The following is a 20009-nucleotide window of genomic DNA, read 5'->3' as shown; positions in this document are numbered from 1 at the left end:
ACAGCCCCTCAAAAGGCTGTTTTTTCTTCTGTCTAATTTTACAAATTGAAAAATTTCATAAAGAAAATAAGAAAAATGCAAAATAATTAAAGTTAATTGTTGACGTGATGCTTTTATTATCGGTATCATAAATCTTCGTGAGCAATTATTTTTCGTTATACGATTTTTTTATTATTACTGAATTTTTGAGAGGAGAAATTAGATGTCAGTTAAGAAGAAAACGCAAGTACGCACCGGCAAAATGGTACGTGAACTAATGTTAGCAGACGAAGATGTAAATGCTTCGCTAATTATGGTATATAGTGAAAACGGTGTAAACGCAGAAATTAAAATCGAGGGCTTAACGCCGAAATGTAACGAAGAATTATTTTTGAGCGGAAACGTGGATTGGAACAAGAGTGTTATTTATAAAATTGTTGATTTCACTGGAAACGCTGAAGTTGGTAAAGTTACATTAACAGCGATGAACAAAAACAATGTTTCTCTAGAAATTGAACGCGTTATGTGGAGTAAAGAAAATAAAGAAGCTGCCGAGCAAGAAGAAACACAGGTAGAAGCAGCACCGAAAAAGGAAGTAGTTGTAGAAGCTCCAAAGGCAATTACGCCTGCTCCTAAGCCTGTTACGCGTGTGGAAACACCTGCTATGGCACCTAAGCCTACTCCGGTACCGACACCGAAGCCAGTAAGCGTAGAAGCAGCTGTAGAACTAGTTACTCCAGCGCCTGTGAAAAAAGCGGTCCCTACTCCAGTTACAAAGCAAGAGACAGCACCGGTTGCTCCTGCAAAACCGAAGCAGCCTGCTTTGACTGAAACAAATTCAAAACTACAAGAAAATTATGTTAAACTCGTGAAAAAGACAATTGAAGTTTGTCAAGATTACGAGCTTGGCATCGACATAGATGATTCTATTGAAAGCTTAAAAGAAGAACTACAAAGCCAAGGTATTAGCGTTACATTTGACAAAGAAATTATGGACGTTGTAAATCGCCTTCGTTCTTTACAAGATAAAGGAATCAAAGTAGAAAAAGTACTTAATTTACTATAAAAAAATAAGAGGTGGCAATTGCCATCTCTTATTTTTTATAATTCCACTCATTACTTTCATACTTTTCTTTCGCTAACGTTTGAACTTCATGTAACTGTTCTTCTGTTAATTCATATGGAACAAGTTCTACATCCAATCCTTTTTCAAAGCCAACTTCAAACGCTTTAATTAACTGTTCTATCGTAAATGTACGGTCTGTTAATTCATTAATTGCTACTGCTTTAGAAGAGAACATACTCTTCATACGTTCCTTCACACGTTCATTTGGGAATAAAAATAGATCATATAGTTCATCTAAATCAATTTCTAATGGAATCGATCCATGCTGTAAAATAACACCTTTTTGACGTGTTTGAGCACTACCAGCAATTTTTCGTCCTTCCACTACAATTTCATACCAAGATGGTGCATCAAAACATACGCCGGAACGTGGATTTTTTAAATTTTCACGATCTGCTTCTGTTTTTGGAACTGCATAATATGCTTCTAACCCTAATGCCTTAAAACCATCTAATAAACCTTGCGAAATAACACGATACGCTTCTGTAACTGTTTTCGGCATATTCGGATGATCTTCAGACACAATAACACTATACGTTAACTCTTTGTCATGTAGTACACCCCTGCCGCCTGTTTGACGACGAACGAATCCATATTTCTTTTCGTTAACTACATCCATATTAATATCTTTTTCAACACGTTGAAAATACCCAACTGTTAATGTTGGTACCTCCCATTCATAAAAACGAATTGTTGGTGGCATTTTCTTTTCACTTTGCCAATTTAATAAACATTCATCTAACGCCATATTAAATGCCGGTGAACATTGACCAGAGTTAATATAACACCATTTTTCTTTTCCCATCCTGCACCTCATATAACCAATTATTTTTCACATTCTCTAGTCTACCAAATTCGACAAAATTTGTGAAAGAATACGAAATTTCTTCTTATATGCAAATGAATCTGTTGCATAAATACATAAGGGCATTATAATATTGAAAGTAGGATAAGAAAAAAGGGAGCGATAGAATCGTGTCAACAACTTGGATTATTTTATTAGCCGTAATCGTAGCATTTATCGGCTACACTGTATGGATGTACTTCTATCAGAAAAAATTAATTAAAACTCTTACAGAAGAAGAATTTCGCGCTGGCTACCGTAAAGCACAGCTTATCGATATTCGTGAAGCAGACGAATATAACGCAGGGCATATTTTAGGTGCACGTAACATTCCGTTATCACAAATTCGCCTTCGCCATAAAGAACTTCGTCAAGATCAACCTGTTTACTTATATTGCCAAAGCGGATTCCGTACAGGTCGTGCAGCGCAATACTTAAAAAAACAAGGCTACAAAGATTTCTACCAATTACAAGGCGGATTTAAATCTTGGACAGGCAAAATTAAAAAGAAATAATAACATACAAAAAACTAGCTGAATAAATCAGCTAGTTTTTTCATTTCATCTTATTCGCAATGTATAATAAATTCTGCTTGATTACCTTTTCATCGTTCTCTTCTACATTCCGATACAGCAGTTGATATTCAATTCCTTTCTCTTTCCATATAAGCGTAGCAAATTCGTCACCACGTTCATAATCATCTTTATTTTTAAAATAAGCAGACGTTCCATTATTCAGTTTCATTTGTTCTTGAAATCGCTTCTCTTCCACAAGATCTGGAAAACTATAAGGAAAGTTCGCGACATTTAACTCAATATACTCATTTCTACCTGGTTCTTTCTGTTTATATTTAATCGTTAAGACAGTGTTCTTTTTCCCAAGCGTTCTTACTTCCCCCTTCACATCACTTGTAATATCGTACGGTAAAAACGTTGGAACTTTAAACTTCACCGGAAAATATTTTGGAAGTTCCTTTAGCGGAATAGGATCCGTAACACGATCCATAGCTCCTCCCGTTGTTCCCACAAAGTGTTTTTCTTCTTGCATCGTTTGCTGAAACGAACACGAACTAAGCACGAAACTAGAAAACATGAAACAAATGATTCTTTTTTTCAATTTGTTTCCGCCCTTTCATATCGCTCTCTTAACGAACGAAGCGTTGATATTCTCTTCATATTCGCTTTGTCACCAAACTCCACCTTTGAAAACTTTCCACGTTATTCTCACACATTTTGACAACACTTTTTGCAAACAAAAAAGACCCCTATCATTCTTACGCCCAAGTGAAAAGGTTACGCGAATAAAAAGAAGTCTTATTAATACCATAGTTTGTGAAAAGCTTTTCAGGTCAAGATTTTTTCTTTCTTATTATTTTCCCTTTATAATAAGGGAAAGAGGTGATACATATGGCCAATATAAAACAAATTGCTAAAACTGCTGGTGTATCGATATCAACTGTTTCTCGTGTCCTGAATAATCACCCTTACGTAAAAGAAGAAAAGCGTAAGCGTGTTCTAGATGCTGTTGAAGAATTAAACTACGCAAAAAATATAAATGCTGTCCATTTAATAAGAGGGAAAACATATACAATTGGCGTTATGCTTCCTTTCATTAACCTCCCCTACTTCAGTACGATTATTGAAGGAATCGGAAACGAAGCGTTATTAGCTGGGTATCATATTAATTTATGTCAAACGAATTACGATAGCATTGAAGAAATTCGTGTTCTTGAAATGATGAAAATGAAACAATTTGATGGGATGATTATTTGCTCCCGAACGAGCTCTTGGGAACAAATCGAACCTTTTGCAAAATTTGCCCCTATTATTTCATGTGAAAAAATGAAGCATCCCCTCATTTCATCCATCTACGTAGATCATTATGAAGGTTTCCGTCTTGGTACTGCCTATTTACTAAGTAGAGGCCATGAAAAAATCGGAATTTGTTTAGCAAGAAAAACAAGTGTAAATTCCATGGAGCGCGAAAAAGCGTTCGCCGATACACTTCGTAACGAAGGGAAAACGTTGCATCCTGAATGGATTTTCCACCAATGCTATACAATGCAGGACGGAGCACAAATACTCCATCGTATTTTAAATATGAAAAATCGTCCAACTGCTATTTTCACAGCGAACGATCAAGTTGCAGCTGGTTTATTAACAGAGGCTCGAAAACATGGTATTCGAGTACCTGAAGACCTTGCTATCCTTGGATTTGATAATCATGAAATTTCAAAGGCATTAGAAATTTCCACAATTGAACATCCCGGTCTCGCAATGGGCTCACATGCTTTTTCTTTATTCCATAAGCAGATCCAAAGCGAGCAAATTGTCGGCAGTGCAAAAGAACTTTCATTCCATTTAATTGAGCGAGAGACTGTCTAAAAAGAGCGTTACTTATAACGCTCTTTCTCAGATCTTCACCTATTGACATTATATTTCCCATCTCATATAATGAACCTAACGAACGGTAGGTAGGGGATGAAAATGACAGCAAACCGCATTAAAGCTGTAGCACTTTCTCATTTCGCACGCTACGGCTATGAAGGAACTTCATTGGCAAATATTGCTCAAGAAGTTGGGATTAAAAAACCATCGATTTACGCACACTTTAAAGGAAAAGAAGAGCTATATTTCATATGCTTAGAATCTGCTCTTCAAAAAGATTTGCAGAGCTTCACAGGCGATATCGAAAGCTTTTCCAATTCGTCCACTGAAGAATTGCTTTTAAAATTATTAAAAGGGTATGCAAAACGATTTGGTGAAAGTGAAGAATCAATGTTTTGGTTACGAACTTCTTATTTTCCGCCTGATGCATTTCGCGAACAAATTATTAATAAAGCAAATGTACACATTGAAAACGTCGGAAAACTTTTATTCCCTGTATTTAAAAGAGCAAGCGAACAAGATGAGCTGCATAACATTGAAGTAAAAGACGCCTTAGAGGCTTTTCTATGCTTACTCGACGGTCTTATGGTTGAACTATTATACGCAGGTTTAAATCGTTTTGAGACACGTTTAGACGCTTCTTGGAAAGTATTTTGGCGCGGACTTTCAAACTGACGGATTGCTCCTTTGCAATGCGTCGTTTTTAAGCCCTTTACCTAACGACTGGTAGGAAGGAGAAATGACATATGGCATGGATTTATGTAATCATCGCTGGTATTATTGAAATATTTTGGGTGATTGGACTAAAAAAAGCAGAGGCACCACTTGAATGGGCTGGTGTTGCTCTATTAATTACAATTAGTTTCGTCTTATTATTTAGAGCTTATAAAGATTTACCTGTCGGCACTGTATACGCAGTCTTTACAGGAATCGGAGCTGGTGGAATCGTTCTTACAGAGATTTTCATCTTCGGAGAACCTTTCTCTATCGTAAAAGTTTTATTAATCGGTTTAATCTTCTTCGGAGTAATTGGTTTAAAACGAGTAACAGAAGAAAAAGAAGCGAAGGAGGCCGCATAAAATGGCTTGGGTATTTTTAATTCTAGCTGGTATTTGTGAAATTATTGGTGTACTCTTTATGAAAGTAGCCACTGAAAAGAAAGGCTGGGCACCAAAAGTTATTTTAATCGCTAACTTCGGCGTAAGCTTCTTCTTCTTATCTCTTGCGATGAACACATTACCGATGGGAACTGCTTACGCAATTTGGACTGGAATCGGAACTGCCGGAAGTGCACTTCTAGGCATTCTCATTTTCCGAGAATCAGCGGATTGGCGTCGTCTTGCTTTCTTAAGCTGTATTCTATGCGGCGCTGTTGGCTTAAAACTATTAAGCTAACGAGAGGTGAATGTCATGTGGAAAGAACAAGGAAAGAAAATATTAGCATGGATCACACTTGGTATCGTCATTCTATTACAAATAAGTTTTCATATAATAGAATCATTGTTTCATAAAGTATTATCCATTCTCACATTCCTTCCTAACATGACAATTGAAATGATATCAATTGTTTGGTCCATTATCGCCTCCATTGCAATCGTCATTATATGGAGTATCGCCAAACTATGGAATAAGTTATTAAAAAAGGACAGTACTTCTGAAAAAGAGTAACTGTCCTTTTTTATATTCATTCAGACTTTCTGTAGAAGTTAGATGTGATAAGACAAAACAGACCAACTATGGCAATACTTATACCAACCCTTTTAGTAAACTTGGAAATAACGGTGGTATATCCGAGTAAACATTTGCTAATATGAGACCGATTGAAAATAAAAATATTCCTATTCTATATAACCATTTTCTTTTGTTCATCATTCTCCCCTCCTAACATTTTTCATACACTCCTTTCTTTTGGACATACTACCTAAAAAAAGGAGTGAATAATATGCAAAATTCTATACATAAGCAAATCCTATTTTTATTTTTCCTATTTCTTATTCTCATCATCGTTTTCAGCTTTATATTACATACTCCGAAAGATGTGCCAAATAGCGTTTCTTTTTATAAACTACTGCTCTCGTATTGTCGTTATTGAAGAAGGTGCCTTTTTTAAGGCACCTTTTAAAATTCTCTTTTTTCATATATTTTTACTGAAACAAAGGTAGATGCTATGAACATGCACATGGAACTAATGAATAACAAGCTGTTGTATAGTTGAATTTGTTCTAAGTTAATTTGAAACAAAGCTTCTAAAACAACTATCGGTGCCATGAATATTACTATCGTAATGAAAATGGTTTTCTTATACCCTAGCCAAAAGGATATTGGTAAAACAAAACTTAAATACAATAAAATAAAGCTAATACTAGCAACCATTGTCGTTTCAAGAAATTCAAATAAGTTAACCCCACTCTTCATTCCCATCGTGAAACAACCGACCGTTACACTTATAAAAAGAATAATAATTGCTACTATATATTTCGCATACACAATTTGTTTTCTCAATATTGGTAAACTATTTACTATAACTTCACTCTCATTTTTACTATCTGCTTCAAATGTTTTTACTGTTGCTCCAATTGTAATAATTACGGACATAATTATGAACAGATTTTCCGTATCTGTTAAGGCCATATAAAAGAAAACAGGATACAGTATGTACCAAATTAAAAACTTCCATTGAATGATGAAATCTTTTAAAATTAGTTGTTTCAACGCTATTTTCCTCCTCTCACAGATCACGTTCATTGTACAAATGAATTGAGAAAAACATGGACATAATATACAAAAGAATGAGTCCTGCTATAAAACAAATATTTACGACTAGACTTGTGCTCCAAGCATTCTCTACATCTAACCATTCACTACTTACAATCACTCCACTTAATCCACCAACTATAATTCCCATAAAATACGCCGCCTGTTTCGAACTGCTATATTCTACTAAAAATTCAATTGGCAGTACGATCATGCTATAAACCAATCCTCCCGTTATTCCGCCAAGAATCTCTCCCCACAGCGTAAATCCAGTTATATGTTCATTTTGCAACTGAATTAGACCAATCAAAAGTGAGAAAATCACACCTAAAACAACTAAAATACTTATAAATATGTATTTTGCTATGACAATTTCCTTACGTTGAAGCGGTAAACTATTTAATATCTTTTCACTCTTATTTCTAGCCTCATAACTCGTCGACCATATTGTTCCAAGGATAGGTATAGTTATACTAAGTGTCACAAGAAAATTGTCGCTACCAAAATCAATAATTGTAAGGAAAAGCAAACATATAAAACCAATAAATCCTAACTTTCTTTGCATCATCATATCTTTTAAAACTAATTGCTTGATCATATATTACACCTCACTGAACTCATTCCTTAACATCAATTATTCGTTTTTATATAAGACAAGCCAATAAGTATTAAAGCTCTCTCTTTTTAAAACTCACAATAGCTATAAACATTGAAGCTAAATAACTTACACACGCGCCTATACTCAAAATACTAATAACTAATAGCATATCTGAAGTTCGAAAAATCATTAACATAAGCCTTTCATCCGTAAATATATTGCACATAAATCCTAGTAAACCTATTATAGGAAAAAGCATAACTAATCCCAGCATAGTAACCGTTCGCTTATCCTCACTATATTTTATAGGAAGTATCATAACAGCATACAGAACAGAAAGAAAATAGCTATAAATGCTGCATACCAAGGAATATTTATATTTTCTTTTAATACAAATACAGGAGTATAAAGAATACGAATGTAATGATTAAGCTGAATGCCATAAAAATAGTGTCGATATGTATTTCGCAATGACAATATCTTTTCTAGTAAAAGGTAGACTTACTAATATTTTTTCCGTACTATTTTTCTCTTCATTTGATAAAGAGATTGAAATCATCAAAAGACATATAGCAAAACAAACATACGCCATTTGAAATGGTTCTATAGAGTTTTGGAATGCTCCGTATATTGGTAAGATCAAATAGATAAGAAACATTTTTCTTTGTAAGAAAAACTCCTTCAAAATCAATTGCTGCATGTTAATCCCCCTCCCTACAAATCACGTGCTCCGTATATTTTAATTGCAAGAAACATAGAAAAAATATATATATTAGCTAATGCCATTCCCCCAACTAGAAACCACATAAAATGTGAAGGAATCATAACCCATTCAACAAACGATAATGCCGCCATTTCTCCTTCACCAATAAACATCCCAGCAATAACCCCTACCATAGCCGCTCCACCTGTAAATAGTCCGCGTGCCATTTTAGATTTTGTTCCGTAATAACTAGGAAACAGCACCGCTATATAAACTAAAGAGCATATCGCCACTCTAACTACGGCATACCAAGGGATTTCGATATATAAATCCGAATGATATGCACGAATATCACCAACGACACCAACACTTCGTATTAGAAAAATAACAAACATCGTTACAAGCATGCTCCCAGCGATAAATATTGCACAGGAAATATATCTAGCGATAACGATATCCTTTCGACTTAGTGGTAAACTATTCATAATGACATCACTATTATTTTTTTCATCCATCCCTATCAATATTGTTGATGTGGAAATTGTTATCAGTAAACAACTTAAAGAAAATACCGTTTCACCAATCGGCTCTATAAAAGAAAACATTAGTGGCATAATTAGATACACTAACCAAATCGCCCGAAAAAAGAACAAATCTTTATATACGAGCTGACGCATAGGCACCTCTTCCTTTCGCGGTGTAAACGATAATATCATCTAATGTAGGCTTTTCTAGTACAACCTCATTTCCAAACCAATCTATGATTGCTTGTTTATCATTCGCTAAACCTTCAAAACCAAATTTATTTTTTCGTAATCCAACAAATAGTTCTTTTCCTTCTCGGTCTAATAAATCATTACTTCCTTTTACGATTACGTAGTTCTCCATTAAGTCTTCTTTTTCACCAGTAAATATAATTTCTCCATCATTGATGAACGTAACATAATCTGCAATGCGCTCTAAATCTGTTGTAATGTGCGTTGAGAATAATACGGATACTTCATCTTCCATTACAATTTCTTGCAACATATCGAGTAATTCACTTCGAACAACTGGATCTAACCCTGCTGTCGGTTCGTCCATAATAATAAACTCTGCGTGGTGCGAAAGTGCGATGGCAATCGCAAACTTCATTTTCATCCCTTTAGATAGCTCTTTAATTTTTTTATACTTTGGAACTTGCAATCTATGCATATACGATTGATACTGCTCTTCGTCCCACTTTTTATATAACGGTGCAATAATACGCTTCATTTGTTCACACGTTAAATCTTCGTAATAATGATTTTCATCATATACAAAACCAATATTTTGTTTTATGTCCTTTTCGGCTTTCTTATTGTCTTTGCCAAAAATTTTTATATCGCCGCTATCTTTTCTAATTAAATTCATAATCATTTTGATCGTTGTACTTTTCCCAGCACCATTTGGTCCGACAAACCCCATAATATATCCTCGTGGTAATGCAAAACTTATATTTTTCACTGCAAAATCTTGATAACTTTTACAAACATTTTTTAGCTCTAACATCTCTTATTCCCCCTTATATAAACACGCAATCATCTGCTGCAATTCTTCAAGTGAAAGCTGCAACACTTTACTTTCTTTTACGATTTCTTCAGCTTTACTTTCCAATAGGCGAAGCCTTTGTTCTTTTAATAGTTCATTATTTTTACGTGAAACATAAGTCCCCTTCCCAGCAACAGTTTCTATATATCCTTCTTTTTCAAGCTCCTCGTATGCACGCTTCGTTGTAATGACACTAATTTGTAATTCCTTCGCTAAGCTACGAATAGATGGTAATTGATCTCCACCCTTTAAACCACCATTTAAAATAAGCTGGCTTAATTGTTTTCTTATTTGTACATAAATAGGGTCTTGGGAAGAATTCGAAATAATAATATTCATGTTTTCCTCCAGTGTGTGTATATACTGTATATATCTTATATATACAGTATATACACATCATCCTATTTTTGGCAAGAAAAAAAGACCAACATTTTCCTGTTGGTCTTTCGTATATGTATCACTTTTCAAAGCGATCTAACATCTCGTCTCTCATTCCGAAACTTACTACTGCAATTCCTATATACATAAACAGAAGGAATGCCGGATGAACTGTGTTGTACCAGCTGCTGTCAACAATTAAGTAAATCGTTAATGCCACAACAAGAACAAACGCTAAGATAAACATATAAAAGTGTCTTGTACTACCCATGATAAACTCCTCTCTTCTCACTTCACCATTCAACAGTTTATTTTATCGAATAATTCGATATGACTCAAGGTTAACTTTCTGTTATGTAATCAAGTTCTACCTTTACAATGTCCTCACATGCTATTGAAATGATTGTTCCTTGTTTATCAATCGCCGTCACTTCTCTATTATCCATTACACGATTTGCTACTCTTTCTAACACTTTTCCTTGGTCTCGATAGCAAAATTCTTTTACATCTTTAATTGTTTCTCCATTTTCTAAATGGTATACCATTCTATAACATCGATATCCCACACTTTCACCCCGTCTTGTTCGTTTTTTCACATATACATAAAAATGAGTAATCTTTGCCTCATCACATCTTCTTAATTTCAATAAAATTCTAACAAAAATAAATACTTTTATCAAACCGACTTTTTCAACAAAACTACCTATAAAACTACACCTTTACACCATTAGGAAACAAAAAATATAATTTTTTAACATTTTCTTCACTATTTCTGCATAAAGTGAAACTTTAATCAGTGGGGATTTTTGTTCATCCCCACTGATTATTAGTTGAACCAATCGGGCATTTACGGACAGTTTATCTCCCACCTGGCTTCTTTGCACCAGCTAAGTTTTGAGTTGGGAGTTTACTGTCCGTTAATGCGGGACAAATTCTCCATACAAAAAAGAACCCGCCTCAGCGAGTTCTTCTTTTGTTATTCTAATCAAACTTGTACAGGAGCTGGCTTTGCATAACGTAAAACTGGTTTACGTGCAGCCATCGTTTCGTCTAAACGTTTAATGACTGTCGTATGCGGTGCTTCTTGTACAACTTCTGGATTTTCTTCTACTTCTTTAGCGATTTGAATCATCTTATCAATGAAACCATCTAATGTTTCTTTTGATTCTGTTTCTGTCGGCTCAATCATAATACATTCTTCCACATTTAATGGGAAGTAAATTGTTGGTGGATGGTAACCAAAATCAAGCAGACGTTTTGCAATATCTAATGTACGTACACCAAGTTTCTTTTGACGACGACCCGATAATACAAATTCATGCTTACAATGTCTATCGAATGGAAGATCATAGAATGGCGCTAATCTTCTCATCATATAGTTCGCATTTAATACAGCATACTCCGTTACTGCACGCAAACCATCTGGACCCATAGAGCGAATATACGTGTATGCACGAACGTTAATTCCGAAGTTACCATAGAATGGTTTCACACGACCAATTGCTTCTGGACGGTCGTAGTTGAAGTGATAACCACTTTCCGTTTTCTCTAAAATCGGTTTTGGTAAGTACGGAATTAAATCAGCTTTCACACCTACTGGACCAGAACCTGGGCCACCACCGCCGTGAGGACCTGTAAATGTTTTATGAAGGTTTAAATGCACAACGTCAAATCCCATATCTCCTGGGCGTGCTTGGCTTAATACCGCATTTAAGTTTGCACCATCATAGTATAATTTACCGCCTGCATTATGGACGATTTCTGCCATTTCTAAAATATTTTCTTCGAATAGACCTAATGTATTAGGATTTGTTAACATAAGTGCTGCTGTTTCTTCGTTTACAACACGTTTTAAGTCTTCTAAGTCAACAAGGCCATTTTCATTTGATTTTACTGTAATTGTTTCAAAACCAGCTACAGTTGCAGATGCTGGGTTCGTTCCGTGAGCAGAGTCAGGTACAATTACTTTCGTACGGTTAAAGTCACCATTCGCTTCATGGTATGCACGAATTAACATTAAACCTGTCCATTCTCCGTGTGCACCAGCTGCTGGTTGTAAAGTAACAGTATCCATACCTGTAATTTCAATTAAATGCTCTTGTAAGTCGTACATTAATTCCATTGCACCTTGTACTGTCTTTTCATCTTGCAGTGGATGAATATTTGCAAATCCTGCGAAACGAGCTACACTCTCATTAATTTTCGGATTATATTTCATCGTACAAGATCCAAGTGGATAGAATCCAGAATCAACACCGTGGTTACGGTTTGAAAGTGCTGTATAGTGACGCATAATATCAAGTTCAGATACTTCTGGTAGCTCTGCATCTTCTACTCGAATATAATCGCTCTCAAACACATCTTCTAGTTTCACTTCTTCTACATCTAATTTGGGTAAGCTATATCCTATGCGTCCTTCTTTACTCACTTCAAAGATAAGTGCTTGGTCTTGGTTCTTCATTGGATAGCCCCCATTTCGTTTACAAGTGTGTCAATTTCCTCTTTTGTACGAAGCTCAGTTACTGCTACAAGCATATGGTTTTCATGCTCTTTATAATCACGGCCTAGATCGTAACCACCGATAATATTCTTTTGTAATAATGCATCGTTTACTTCTTTCACTGGACGTTTGCAATCTACAACAAACTCATTGAAGAATGGTCCAGCAAATGTTACTGTGAAGCCTTTCGCTTCAAATTGACGTTTTGCATACTGTGCTTTAGAAATGTTTTGACGTGCCATTTCTTTCACACCTTGTTTGCCAAGTGCCGTCATTGCAACAGAAGCTGCTAATGCATTTAACGCTTGGTTTGAACAAATGTTAGATGTCGCTTTATCACGACGAATATGCTGTTCACGTGCTTGTAACGTTAATACAAATCCACGTTTACCATCTGAATCTACAGTTTGTCCAACAAGACGTCCTGGAATTTTACGCATAAATGCTTTCGTTGTTGCAAAGTAACCACAGTGCGGTCCACCAAACTGCGTTGGAATACCGAATGGTTGTGCATCACCGATTACAATATCAGCACCAAATTTCCCTGGTGGTGTTAATGCGCCTAATGATAATGGATTTGAAGAAACGATAAATAATGATTTTTTTTGATGAACGATTTTTTCAATATCAGCTAATTTTTCAACTTGTCCGAAGAAGTTTGGATATTGAACGATTACACAAGCAACTGTATCATCTACTTCACTTTGTAATACGTCTAAATCTGTTACACCATCTTTATGATTAATTTCAACAACTTCAAGATTTTGACCTTTTGCATACGTTTCAAGTACTGCTCTTGATTCTGGATGAACCGCGCTAGATACAAGAATTTTCTTTTTGCGAGTATGGCCAGCTGCTAACATTGCCGCTTCAGCTAAAGCTGTACCCCCGTCATACATAGAAGAGTTTGCTACATCCATTCCTGTTAATTCACAAATCATTGTTTGGAATTCAAAGATTGCTTGTAATTCCCCTTGTGAAATTTCCGGTTGGTATGGTGTATAAGCTGTATAAAATTCTGAGCGAGAAATAACATGATCTACAATTACTGGAGCATAATGATCGTATACGCCTGCTCCTAAGAAAGAAGCGTATTCTTTTAAGTTAGCATTTTTATTAGCCATTTGAGATAGCTCTTTTAAAAGCTCTGGCTCTGATTTTGCTTCTTTAATTTTTAAATCCCCTTTAAAACGAACACTCTCTGGAATATCAGAGAATAATTCATCGATCGTTTGAACGCCGATCGTTTGTAACATTTCTTTTTTGTCTTCTTCTGTCATTGGAAGATAACGATGCAACATGAAATCTACCCCTCTCCCCGTTACTTTGAACGTTTGTAAAATGGTGTTGGAACAACTACTGCTTTGACGCGTTTATTACGAATTTCAATTTCTACTTCTGTATCAACTGCTGCGTATTTTACATCAATTAGTGCTAAACCAATGCTTTTCTTTAACGTTGGAGATTGTGTACCACTTGTTACTTCCCCAATTTTTTCTTCACCAATAAATACAGGGTAATGCGTACGAGGAATTCCACGTTCGATTACTTCGATGCCGACTAATTTACGAGGCGCACCGTTTTCTTTTTGCTCTTTTAACGTTGCTTTTCCAAAGAAGTCTGCTTCTTTATTTGTTTTTACCGCAAAGCCAATTCCAGCCTCAATCGGTGTAATATCTTTTGATAATTCTTGTCCATAAAGTGGTAATGTTGCTTCGAATCGAAGTGTATCACGAGCACCTAAACCACATGCTTTTAAGCCCTCTTCTGCTCCAACTTCAAGAAGTTTCTCCCAAAGTTTTGCAGCATCTTCACTCTTACAGTAAATTTCGAATCCATCTTCACCTGTGTAACCTGTACGAGATACAAGTGCTGGAATTCCATCTACAAGAATATCGTTTTTAAATTTAAAGAACTTAATTTCTTTCAAATCTTCTGACACAACTTTTTGTAAAATGCCTTCTGCTTTTGGTCCTTGAATTGCAAGCTGTGCAACTTCACTAGAAACATTGACTACTGTCGCATCGCCAATTACATGACTTGCTAACCATTCGTAATCTTTCTCGATATTTGATGCATTGATTACTAATAAATAGTCTTCTTCACCACGTTTGTAGATTAATAAATCATCTACTGTACCACCATTTTCGTAGCACATAGCTGTATATTGTGCGCCCCCTACCTTTAAGGTAGATACGTCATTTGTAACAACACGTTGTAAAAATGCTAAACTATCTACACCTTTTACTTCAACTTCTCCCATATGAGACACATCGAACAAACCTGCAGCTGTACGTACAGCTTCGTGTTCTTCTTTAATGCTTGAAAATTGAACTGGTAATTCCCAACCACCGAAGTCGATTGTTTTCCCACCATACTTCGCGTATACATCAAATAACGGTGTACGTTGTAATGTAATCATGCTCTCTCCCCCTTATGCTTTGACAAATCAATAAAAGTTGCTTCCCTTTTCTAAACATTTTCATTCTGAAAAGATAGGATATACGGAATCTCATTATATTTTTTTATGAAAGCGTAAATAAAAAATCACTTTCTTGGATAAAATACGAAAGATTCCACACATTTCACACCATTATCCTAACATCATTCGCTATATTTCATCAATATTCTAGCATAAAAATAATTTAGAATTTTTTATGTTAAAACACAATAAATACAGCTTTTGAGATTTAATACTTTATTATTGTCTATCATATAGCCTTTAATAACGATAATTATGCCTTCTTTTAAGGTAAATCATCATACATTAAAAAATAATTACTTTAGTTTATAAAAGGTGGGAGAGTTGTAATGAATGTCGATATTTCCGTAGATCGGACATGGCAAAACAATTTTTTAAATAGAATTGATGAAGATGGTCCTTGGACAAACTGGGATTTATATCACTTAGCTTATGAAACAGAAAAATCGTTACTTGTTCCTACTTTTGATGGACTACAAGCACCGAAACATTTATCCCATTTCACACCGCTTCCGCATCAATTAGAAGTCGCTCAAAATGTAATTGAACAAATGAATGGTAAAGCGATTCTAGCAGATGAAGTAGGTCTTGGAAAAACAATCGAAGCTGGACTTATTTTGAAAGAATACATGGTCCGCGGGCTTGTGAAAAAGGTACTTATACTTGTCCCAGCTTCTCTCGTATCACAATGGGCATACGAGCTGAATACAAAGTTTTTCATTCCCGCTGTAGCACAAAAGAAAAGCTACTCGTGGGAACAAGCTGACGTAATCGTATCATCAATTGATACTGCGAAACGTTCACCACATCGCGATATCGTGTTGAACTTAGAATATGACCTTATTATTATCGATGAAGCACATAAACTGAAAAATAATAAAACAAAAAACTATGAATTTGCACAACGATTAAAAAAGAAGTTTTGTTTATTACTAACCGCTACTCCTGTTCAAAATAAGATTGATGAAATTTTTAACCTTGTTTCTTTATTAAAACCAGGACATTTAGGCAATCAATCCAACTTTGAAGAATATTACGCTTCCAAAAATCGTTCAGCCGAATCAGATGAAGACTTAAAAGCTCTCATTAATAAAGTAATGGTGCGAAATAGACGACATAATACCGGTATCGATTGGCCGAAGAGACATGTACGTACAATTTTTGTTGAGTTTAATGAACAAGAACAAGCTCTATATAATGATATCGAAAATTGGCGAGGACAAGACGCCTTCACATCTGCTTTCTCATCGTTAACGTTAAAACGGGAAGCGTGTAGTAGTCGTGAGGCTGTTTACTATTCATTGAAAAAGCATGTAGAAAAAAGACAGAAAGAAAACGAACATTATATAAAAGATCCACATATCGATGTGCTAATGGACAAAATTAATCATATTCCTTTCAACTCGAAAGCAACTAAAGCTCTAGAGCTTATAAAAGAAATTGACGATAAAGTCGTCATTTTCACGGAATACCGAGCATCACAGATGTACTTACAATGGTTTTTACAACAACACGGTATTTCTTCTGTCCCATTCCGCGGCGGATTTAAACGCGGGAAGAAAGATTGGATGAAGGAACTTTTCCAAAATCGTGCCCAAGTGTTAATTGCAACGGAAGCTGGCGGAGAAGGCATTAACTTACAGTTTTGTAGCCATATGATCAATTATGATTTGCCATGGAATCCAATGCGTCTTGAGCAGAGAATCGGACGTATTCACCGTCTCGGTCAAAAGAATGATGTTCATATTTATAACTTAGCTACAAAGCATACTGTTGAAGAACATATTCTGAAACTGTTATATGAAAAAATCAACTTATTCGAGCGTGTTATCGGTGAACTCGATGAAATTTTAACGAGAATTAATATGAAAAACATCGACGCGCACATTCAAGAAATTTTCGCGCAATCAAAAAGCGAAGGTGAAATTAGAATTAAGATGGAAAACTTAACATCTATAATCGACTTTGCGAAACGAAATGAAGCTGAGGTGCAAGGCTATGCAGCAACATGAAATTCATAATTACTTATACAATTTCTTTGAGGCGAATAACTGTGAAATTTTAGAACGTTCTCCTCATTTATTAGATGTACAGTTAACAATTGAGATGGATAAATTATTAATGAATCGCCCTTTTTATTGGCACTATCTTGAGAAAACAGGAGGCGTACCGAATCCGATGCGCCTTACTCTTATTACAAATCCAGAAAATGAAGAAAATGATGGTGAGCTTATTCACTATGGTTCACCACGTCTACATCAAATTTTCCAAACGACAAAAGAATTAGGCTCATACATACGTTTATATGAGGATGTAAGACATAATGGAGCAACACATACACCGCTCCACCCTTGGCTCGGTATTAATATAAAAGTTTCCTATCAATGTGATCGAAAAAAAGACATCCTTCACTCGATTGGTATTCATCTCATTTCTGGAACAATGATGGCAAACTTTCATGAAACATTAACAAACATTAAACTTACACCAAAAATACCTGATTTTTGTTTTACGCTCTCGCCCATCATTAAACCTCAAAGTGGTTTACAACGCATAGAAGACGCTTTAAAAAATATAATTGCAGAAGATGACCATACGTGGGCAAAAGAAGCAAGAGTGCGTTGGAATCATGATTTAGACCTTTTAAACCGTTTTTATGAAGAAAGTGACGAACTTCCTGAGAGCTATGAAATTGAAAAACAAGCTCTGCAAGAACAGTATGAACCACGTATTACAGTGCAAATTATTAACGGTGGACTCTTTTATGTTACCGCGAATCATTTTCTATCAAAATAAAGCTCCTTCTGCTTTAGAAGGAGCTTTATTTCGAGTTACTCTCTATCCTCATTACGCTCTTGTTGTTTTTGCTTTGCCATGCGTTTTTGATACGCACGATCCTTCGCGCTCACATGATTTGCATCAGTTGGAAGATTTTCTTTCGAACGTCCAATTCCATTGCTCATCTTTCCCACTCCTTTTTACGTTTTTCAGAATACATGTTTATTTTCAGCTAGAGTTACAATCCTTATACAAAAAAATAAGAGCAGCCATTGGCCACTCTTACTCGCTCACATATTTTTGAAACATATCATGGATGCCTTTATTTACTAGGTTCGAGATCTGCTCGTCAGATTTATTCGGATAACGATCACGCAATCTGATAGATGCCTTCACCATTAAATTTTCTAATACAGAACGGCCACCTTCTCCATAAATAATTTCAGCATATTTAACAAGCCTTCCATCCTCTACTGTTGCTGGATTATGATTGAAGAAAAATTTACTCATTGTCTCCACCTCTCTCTTTTGATAACGTTTACATTTATATAGATTATTTATGTTATTTATTTCACAATATTGTATGCATGTATATTTAATTAGTTTCATTATAAAGCAACATATCGATAGTAAATATGTGATTTTCCGTCCATTTGTGAACAAATTAAAAATGAAAGCGTTTCCTTTATTATATACTAAAAAACTTACTACGCTAGGGCAATTTTTTCAATCTACTACCCTCGAAAATTGATATATTTTTCTTTTCCCATTAAACCTTATACAATTTTCAGAAATTATATTATAAAATATATGTATGACTTAAGGAGGCTTTGTATGAATCAAAATAAAAAAGCTATATTAGATCTTGTCTTTTATCTCGTAATCCCATTCCTCATTTGGAAATTTGCAAAACCTTATATCGATCCTTATTACGCGATGTTACTTTCCTCTGTTCCGGGGATTATTTATACACTGTATACCTTTAAAAAAGAAAAACAGTTTAACGTGACAGGGTTCTTTATTTTAATTACACTCATTTCTAATACAACGGTAGATTTATTATCTGGTTCAGCTGAACGAATGTTGTGGAATGATGCATATTATCACATCGTACTCGGTATTATCGTCATCTGTACAATTTTCATAAAAAAACCACTCATGTTATATTTCGCTGCGGATATTGCAGCGCTGCAAGGCCATGACCGCGATAAAAGTCGTGAACTGTATCGTGATAGTCGTATATATCCAGCACTGCAATATTTAACGTTATTTTTCGGGCTGCAATTTATATTAAAAAGCTTTTTAAAAATTTATTTCATCTCTGTTTTTGGTGTAGATGGCTATGGTGAAATGAGAGCGATTATGACCGCTGTAGGCTGGGGCATTTCTATTTGTATCGGAATAGGATTTGTATGGGTGAACAATAAAATACATGCCGTTACTGAGGAAAAAGAGTCTGTACAATAGAAAAAAAACTAGTTCCTTATTGGAGGCCACAGAAAAACATATGTGTAACGAATAGAGATGACTTTCCGTTCAAGTTTGAACAGAAAGTCATCTCTTTCTTATTATTTTTTATTCTTTTTCTTTCATTATAAAAATAGTCTTATTTGGCAAAATTCCTTTTTTGAAGCTTTTTTCATACCCTATAAATTCTCCATTCTATTTCCATGTTACGATATATTCTTTTTTCATCAGAAAATAGAATTTTTGCAATTCCGTCTTGTAAATTTACCCTATCATCCACTATGTGCTTCGCAAATTTTTTCTATTGGAGGCACTTTTTTATAACCATCAACACATTTTCCTTTTCCACTATTTACAAATTGTAACGTTTAATAATTATTTAAAATTATAACGGATTAATTATTTATTTTAATAATTTATTATAACGATTTTTCATTTTTCATT

At 35.0% G+C, this 20009-nt stretch carries 24 protein-coding genes and 3 pseudogenes; 11 read left to right on the top strand and 16 right to left on the bottom strand.

Annotated features, from left to right (window positions below):
* Positions 1 to 202 precede the first annotated feature (202 nt).
* Positions 203 to 1045 (top strand): hypothetical protein, encoded by an 843-nt coding sequence (locus IQ781_RS22065; protein ID WP_000111898.1) that lies wholly within the window; start codon positions 203 to 205, stop codon positions 1043 to 1045.
* A gap of 28 nt (positions 1046 to 1073) precedes the next feature.
* On the opposite strand, the gene IQ781_RS22060 is transcribed toward IQ781_RS22065, so the two are convergent.
* On the bottom strand, positions 1074 to 1910 hold the full coding sequence (locus IQ781_RS22060; RefSeq protein ID WP_000514081.1) for a lipoate--protein ligase family protein: 837 nt from the start codon (positions 1908 to 1910) through the stop codon (positions 1074 to 1076).
* Between the two features lie 170 nt (positions 1911 to 2080).
* Here IQ781_RS22060 and IQ781_RS22055 point away from each other — a divergent pair, with 170 nt between their 5' ends.
* Positions 2081 to 2464: a rhodanese-like domain-containing protein gene (locus tag IQ781_RS22055; RefSeq protein WP_000108653.1), complete on the top strand. Its 384-nt coding sequence runs from the start codon at positions 2081 to 2083 to the stop codon at positions 2462 to 2464.
* A 40-nt stretch (positions 2465 to 2504) separates the two neighbouring features.
* Here the strand turns inward: IQ781_RS22055 and IQ781_RS22050 are convergent, their stop codons facing one another.
* Complete coding sequence (locus IQ781_RS22050) at positions 2505 to 3041, bottom strand: hypothetical protein (RefSeq protein ID WP_033666640.1); 537 nt, start codon at positions 3039 to 3041, stop codon at positions 2505 to 2507.
* 314 nt (positions 3042 to 3355) lie between these two features.
* Here IQ781_RS22050 and IQ781_RS22045 point away from each other — a divergent pair, with 314 nt between their 5' ends.
* The 5 genes from IQ781_RS22045 to IQ781_RS22025 all read left to right on the top strand — a co-directional run bounded on the left by IQ781_RS22045 (position 3356) and on the right by IQ781_RS22025 (position 6004).
* Entirely contained in the window at positions 3356 to 4333 is a 978-nt protein-coding gene (locus tag IQ781_RS22045) for a LacI family DNA-binding transcriptional regulator (protein WP_001273985.1), read from the top strand.
* A 96-nt stretch (positions 4334 to 4429) separates the two neighbouring features.
* Complete coding sequence (locus IQ781_RS22040) at positions 4430 to 5011, top strand: TetR/AcrR family transcriptional regulator (RefSeq protein ID WP_002005730.1); 582 nt, start codon at positions 4430 to 4432, stop codon at positions 5009 to 5011.
* Positions 5012 to 5082: 71 nt separating this feature from the next.
* Positions 5083 to 5415: a DMT family transporter gene (locus tag IQ781_RS22035; RefSeq protein WP_000312339.1), complete on the top strand. Its 333-nt coding sequence runs from the start codon at positions 5083 to 5085 to the stop codon at positions 5413 to 5415.
* A 1-nt stretch (position 5416) separates the two neighbouring features.
* Positions 5417 to 5731, top strand: a complete 315-nt coding sequence (locus IQ781_RS22030) for a DMT family transporter (RefSeq protein WP_000312623.1) — start codon at positions 5417 to 5419, stop codon at positions 5729 to 5731.
* A 15-nt stretch (positions 5732 to 5746) separates the two neighbouring features.
* Positions 5747 to 6004 (top strand): DUF3975 family protein, encoded by a 258-nt coding sequence (locus IQ781_RS22025; protein WP_000265429.1) that lies wholly within the window; start codon positions 5747 to 5749, stop codon positions 6002 to 6004.
* A gap of 16 nt (positions 6005 to 6020) precedes the next feature.
* Here IQ781_RS22025 and IQ781_RS22020 read toward each other — a convergent pair.
* From IQ781_RS22020 to gcvT, 12 genes and pseudogenes are all read right to left on the bottom strand, one after another.
* Positions 6021 to 6208 (bottom strand): annotated as a pseudogene (locus tag IQ781_RS22020) (hypothetical protein).
* 246 nt (positions 6209 to 6454) lie between these two features.
* On the bottom strand, positions 6455 to 7048 hold the full coding sequence (locus tag IQ781_RS22015) for an ABC-2 transporter permease (RefSeq protein WP_000811452.1): 594 nt from the start codon (positions 7046 to 7048) through the stop codon (positions 6455 to 6457).
* A 16-nt stretch (positions 7049 to 7064) separates the two neighbouring features.
* Complete coding sequence (locus tag IQ781_RS22010; protein ID WP_000595375.1) at positions 7065 to 7688, bottom strand: ABC-2 transporter permease; 624 nt, start codon at positions 7686 to 7688, stop codon at positions 7065 to 7067.
* Positions 7689 to 7758: 70 nt separating this feature from the next.
* Positions 7759 to 8346, bottom strand: a pseudogene (locus IQ781_RS22005) (ABC-2 transporter permease).
* A 56-nt stretch (positions 8347 to 8402) separates the two neighbouring features.
* Entirely contained in the window at positions 8403 to 9068 is a 666-nt protein-coding gene (locus tag IQ781_RS22000) for an ABC-2 transporter permease (RefSeq protein WP_001249549.1), read from the bottom strand.
* On the bottom strand, positions 9049 to 9921 hold the full coding sequence (locus IQ781_RS21995) for an ABC transporter ATP-binding protein (RefSeq protein WP_000891312.1): 873 nt from the start codon (positions 9919 to 9921) through the stop codon (positions 9049 to 9051). The genes IQ781_RS22000 and IQ781_RS21995 overlap by 20 nt, the downstream gene beginning before the upstream one ends.
* Positions 9922 to 9924: 3 nt before the next feature.
* Positions 9925 to 10299: a GntR family transcriptional regulator gene (locus IQ781_RS21990; protein ID WP_001021349.1), complete on the bottom strand. Its 375-nt coding sequence runs from the start codon at positions 10297 to 10299 to the stop codon at positions 9925 to 9927.
* Between the two features lie 118 nt (positions 10300 to 10417).
* Complete coding sequence (locus IQ781_RS21985) at positions 10418 to 10609, bottom strand: hypothetical protein (protein WP_000535933.1); 192 nt, start codon at positions 10607 to 10609, stop codon at positions 10418 to 10420.
* A gap of 70 nt (positions 10610 to 10679) precedes the next feature.
* Positions 10680 to 10883, bottom strand: a complete 204-nt coding sequence (locus IQ781_RS21980; protein ID WP_000262496.1) for a DUF3929 family protein — start codon at positions 10881 to 10883, stop codon at positions 10680 to 10682.
* Positions 10884 to 11323: 440 nt separating this feature from the next.
* Positions 11324 to 12799 (bottom strand): aminomethyl-transferring glycine dehydrogenase subunit 2, encoded by a 1476-nt coding sequence (gcvPB, locus tag IQ781_RS21975; RefSeq protein ID WP_000795703.1) that lies wholly within the window; start codon positions 12797 to 12799, stop codon positions 11324 to 11326.
* Positions 12796 to 14139, bottom strand: a complete 1344-nt coding sequence (gene gcvPA, locus IQ781_RS21970) for an aminomethyl-transferring glycine dehydrogenase subunit 1 (protein WP_139846699.1) — start codon at positions 14137 to 14139, stop codon at positions 12796 to 12798. Before gcvPA ends, gcvPB begins: the two co-directional genes overlap by 4 nt.
* Before the next feature lie 20 nt (positions 14140 to 14159).
* Positions 14160 to 15260, bottom strand: a complete 1101-nt coding sequence (gene gcvT, locus IQ781_RS21965) for a glycine cleavage system aminomethyltransferase GcvT (protein ID WP_000631769.1) — start codon at positions 15258 to 15260, stop codon at positions 14160 to 14162.
* 389 nt (positions 15261 to 15649) lie between these two features.
* On the opposite strand from gcvT, the gene IQ781_RS21960 reads away from it, so the two are divergent.
* Complete coding sequence (locus IQ781_RS21960) at positions 15650 to 17332, top strand: DEAD/DEAH box helicase (protein ID WP_001100040.1); 1683 nt, start codon at positions 15650 to 15652, stop codon at positions 17330 to 17332.
* Positions 17319 to 18116 (top strand): YqhG family protein, encoded by a 798-nt coding sequence (locus IQ781_RS21955; protein ID WP_001183964.1) that lies wholly within the window; start codon positions 17319 to 17321, stop codon positions 18114 to 18116. Before IQ781_RS21960 ends, IQ781_RS21955 begins: the two co-directional genes overlap by 14 nt.
* A 35-nt stretch (positions 18117 to 18151) precedes the next feature.
* On the opposite strand, the gene IQ781_RS28195 is transcribed toward IQ781_RS21955, so the two are convergent.
* Together IQ781_RS28195 and IQ781_RS21950 are read right to left on the bottom strand one after the other, a co-directional pair.
* Positions 18152 to 18283: a hypothetical protein gene (locus IQ781_RS28195; protein ID WP_000064668.1), complete on the bottom strand. Its 132-nt coding sequence runs from the start codon at positions 18281 to 18283 to the stop codon at positions 18152 to 18154.
* 97 nt (positions 18284 to 18380) lie between these two features.
* Positions 18381 to 18608: a hypothetical protein gene (locus IQ781_RS21950; protein ID WP_000032702.1), complete on the bottom strand. Its 228-nt coding sequence runs from the start codon at positions 18606 to 18608 to the stop codon at positions 18381 to 18383.
* A 73-nt stretch (positions 18609 to 18681) separates the two neighbouring features.
* Between IQ781_RS21950 and IQ781_RS21945 the strand changes: the two are divergent.
* Positions 18682 to 18797: pseudogene (locus tag IQ781_RS21945) on the top strand (GTP pyrophosphokinase).
* Positions 18798 to 18932: 135 nt separating this feature from the next.
* Positions 18933 to 19565, top strand: a complete 633-nt coding sequence (locus tag IQ781_RS21940; protein ID WP_001073110.1) for a VC0807 family protein — start codon at positions 18933 to 18935, stop codon at positions 19563 to 19565.
* Positions 19566 to 20009 lie beyond the last annotated feature (444 nt).

It is taken from the genome of Bacillus sp. N447-1, from assembly GCF_022701035.1.
GTDB classification, from domain to species: Bacteria; Bacillota; Bacilli; order Bacillales; family Bacillaceae_G; genus Bacillus_A; species Bacillus_A cereus.
The sequence above is the reverse complement of the archived record's forward strand: the minus strand, read 5'-3'. Positions and strand labels throughout refer to the sequence as shown.

Bases quoted from the DNA above. Each gene is read 5' to 3' on its own strand.
- IQ781_RS22065 (WP_000111898.1), top strand. From the start codon at position 203: ATGTCAGTTAAGAAGAAAACGCAAGTACGCACCGGCAAAATGGTACGT.
- IQ781_RS22060 (WP_000514081.1), bottom strand. From the start codon at position 1,910: ATGGGAAAAGAAAAATGGTGTTATATTAACTCTGGTCAATGTTCACCG.
- IQ781_RS22050 (WP_033666640.1), bottom strand. From the start codon at position 3,041: ATGTTTTCTAGTTTCGTGCTTAGTTCGTGTTCGTTTCAGCAAACGATG.
- IQ781_RS22045 (WP_001273985.1), top strand. From the start codon at position 3,356: ATGGCCAATATAAAACAAATTGCTAAAACTGCTGGTGTATCGATATCA.
- IQ781_RS22040 (WP_002005730.1), top strand. From the start codon at position 4,430: ATGAAAATGACAGCAAACCGCATTAAAGCTGTAGCACTTTCTCATTTC.
- IQ781_RS22035 (WP_000312339.1), top strand. From the start codon at position 5,083: ATGGCATGGATTTATGTAATCATCGCTGGTATTATTGAAATATTTTGG.
- IQ781_RS22030 (WP_000312623.1), top strand. From the start codon at position 5,417: ATGGCTTGGGTATTTTTAATTCTAGCTGGTATTTGTGAAATTATTGGT.
- IQ781_RS22025 (WP_000265429.1), top strand. From the start codon at position 5,747: ATGTGGAAAGAACAAGGAAAGAAAATATTAGCATGGATCACACTTGGT.
- IQ781_RS22010 (WP_000595375.1), bottom strand. From the start codon at position 7,688: ATGATCAAGCAATTAGTTTTAAAAGATATGATGATGCAAAGAAAGTTA.
- IQ781_RS22000 (WP_001249549.1), bottom strand. From the start codon at position 9,068: ATGCGTCAGCTCGTATATAAAGATTTGTTCTTTTTTCGGGCGATTTGG.
- IQ781_RS21995 (WP_000891312.1), bottom strand. From the start codon at position 9,921: ATGTTAGAGCTAAAAAATGTTTGTAAAAGTTATCAAGATTTTGCAGTG.
- IQ781_RS21990 (WP_001021349.1), bottom strand. From the start codon at position 10,299: ATGAATATTATTATTTCGAATTCTTCCCAAGACCCTATTTATGTACAA.
- IQ781_RS21985 (WP_000535933.1), bottom strand. From the start codon at position 10,609: ATGGGTAGTACAAGACACTTTTATATGTTTATCTTAGCGTTTGTTCTT.
- IQ781_RS21980 (WP_000262496.1), bottom strand. From the start codon at position 10,883: ATGGTATACCATTTAGAAAATGGAGAAACAATTAAAGATGTAAAAGAA.
- gcvPB (WP_000795703.1), bottom strand. From the start codon at position 12,799: ATGAAGAACCAAGACCAAGCACTTATCTTTGAAGTGAGTAAAGAAGGA.
- gcvPA (WP_139846699.1), bottom strand. From the start codon at position 14,139: ATGTTGCATCGTTATCTTCCAATGACAGAAGAAGACAAAAAAGAAATG.
- gcvT (WP_000631769.1), bottom strand. From the start codon at position 15,260: ATGATTACATTACAACGTACACCGTTATTTGATGTATACGCGAAGTAT.
- IQ781_RS21960 (WP_001100040.1), top strand. From the start codon at position 15,650: ATGAATGTCGATATTTCCGTAGATCGGACATGGCAAAACAATTTTTTA.
- IQ781_RS21955 (WP_001183964.1), top strand. From the start codon at position 17,319: ATGCAGCAACATGAAATTCATAATTACTTATACAATTTCTTTGAGGCG.
- IQ781_RS28195 (WP_000064668.1), bottom strand. From the start codon at position 18,283: ATGAGCAATGGAATTGGACGTTCGAAAGAAAATCTTCCAACTGATGCA.
- IQ781_RS21950 (WP_000032702.1), bottom strand. From the start codon at position 18,608: ATGAGTAAATTTTTCTTCAATCATAATCCAGCAACAGTAGAGGATGGA.
- IQ781_RS21940 (WP_001073110.1), top strand. From the start codon at position 18,933: ATGAATCAAAATAAAAAAGCTATATTAGATCTTGTCTTTTATCTCGTA.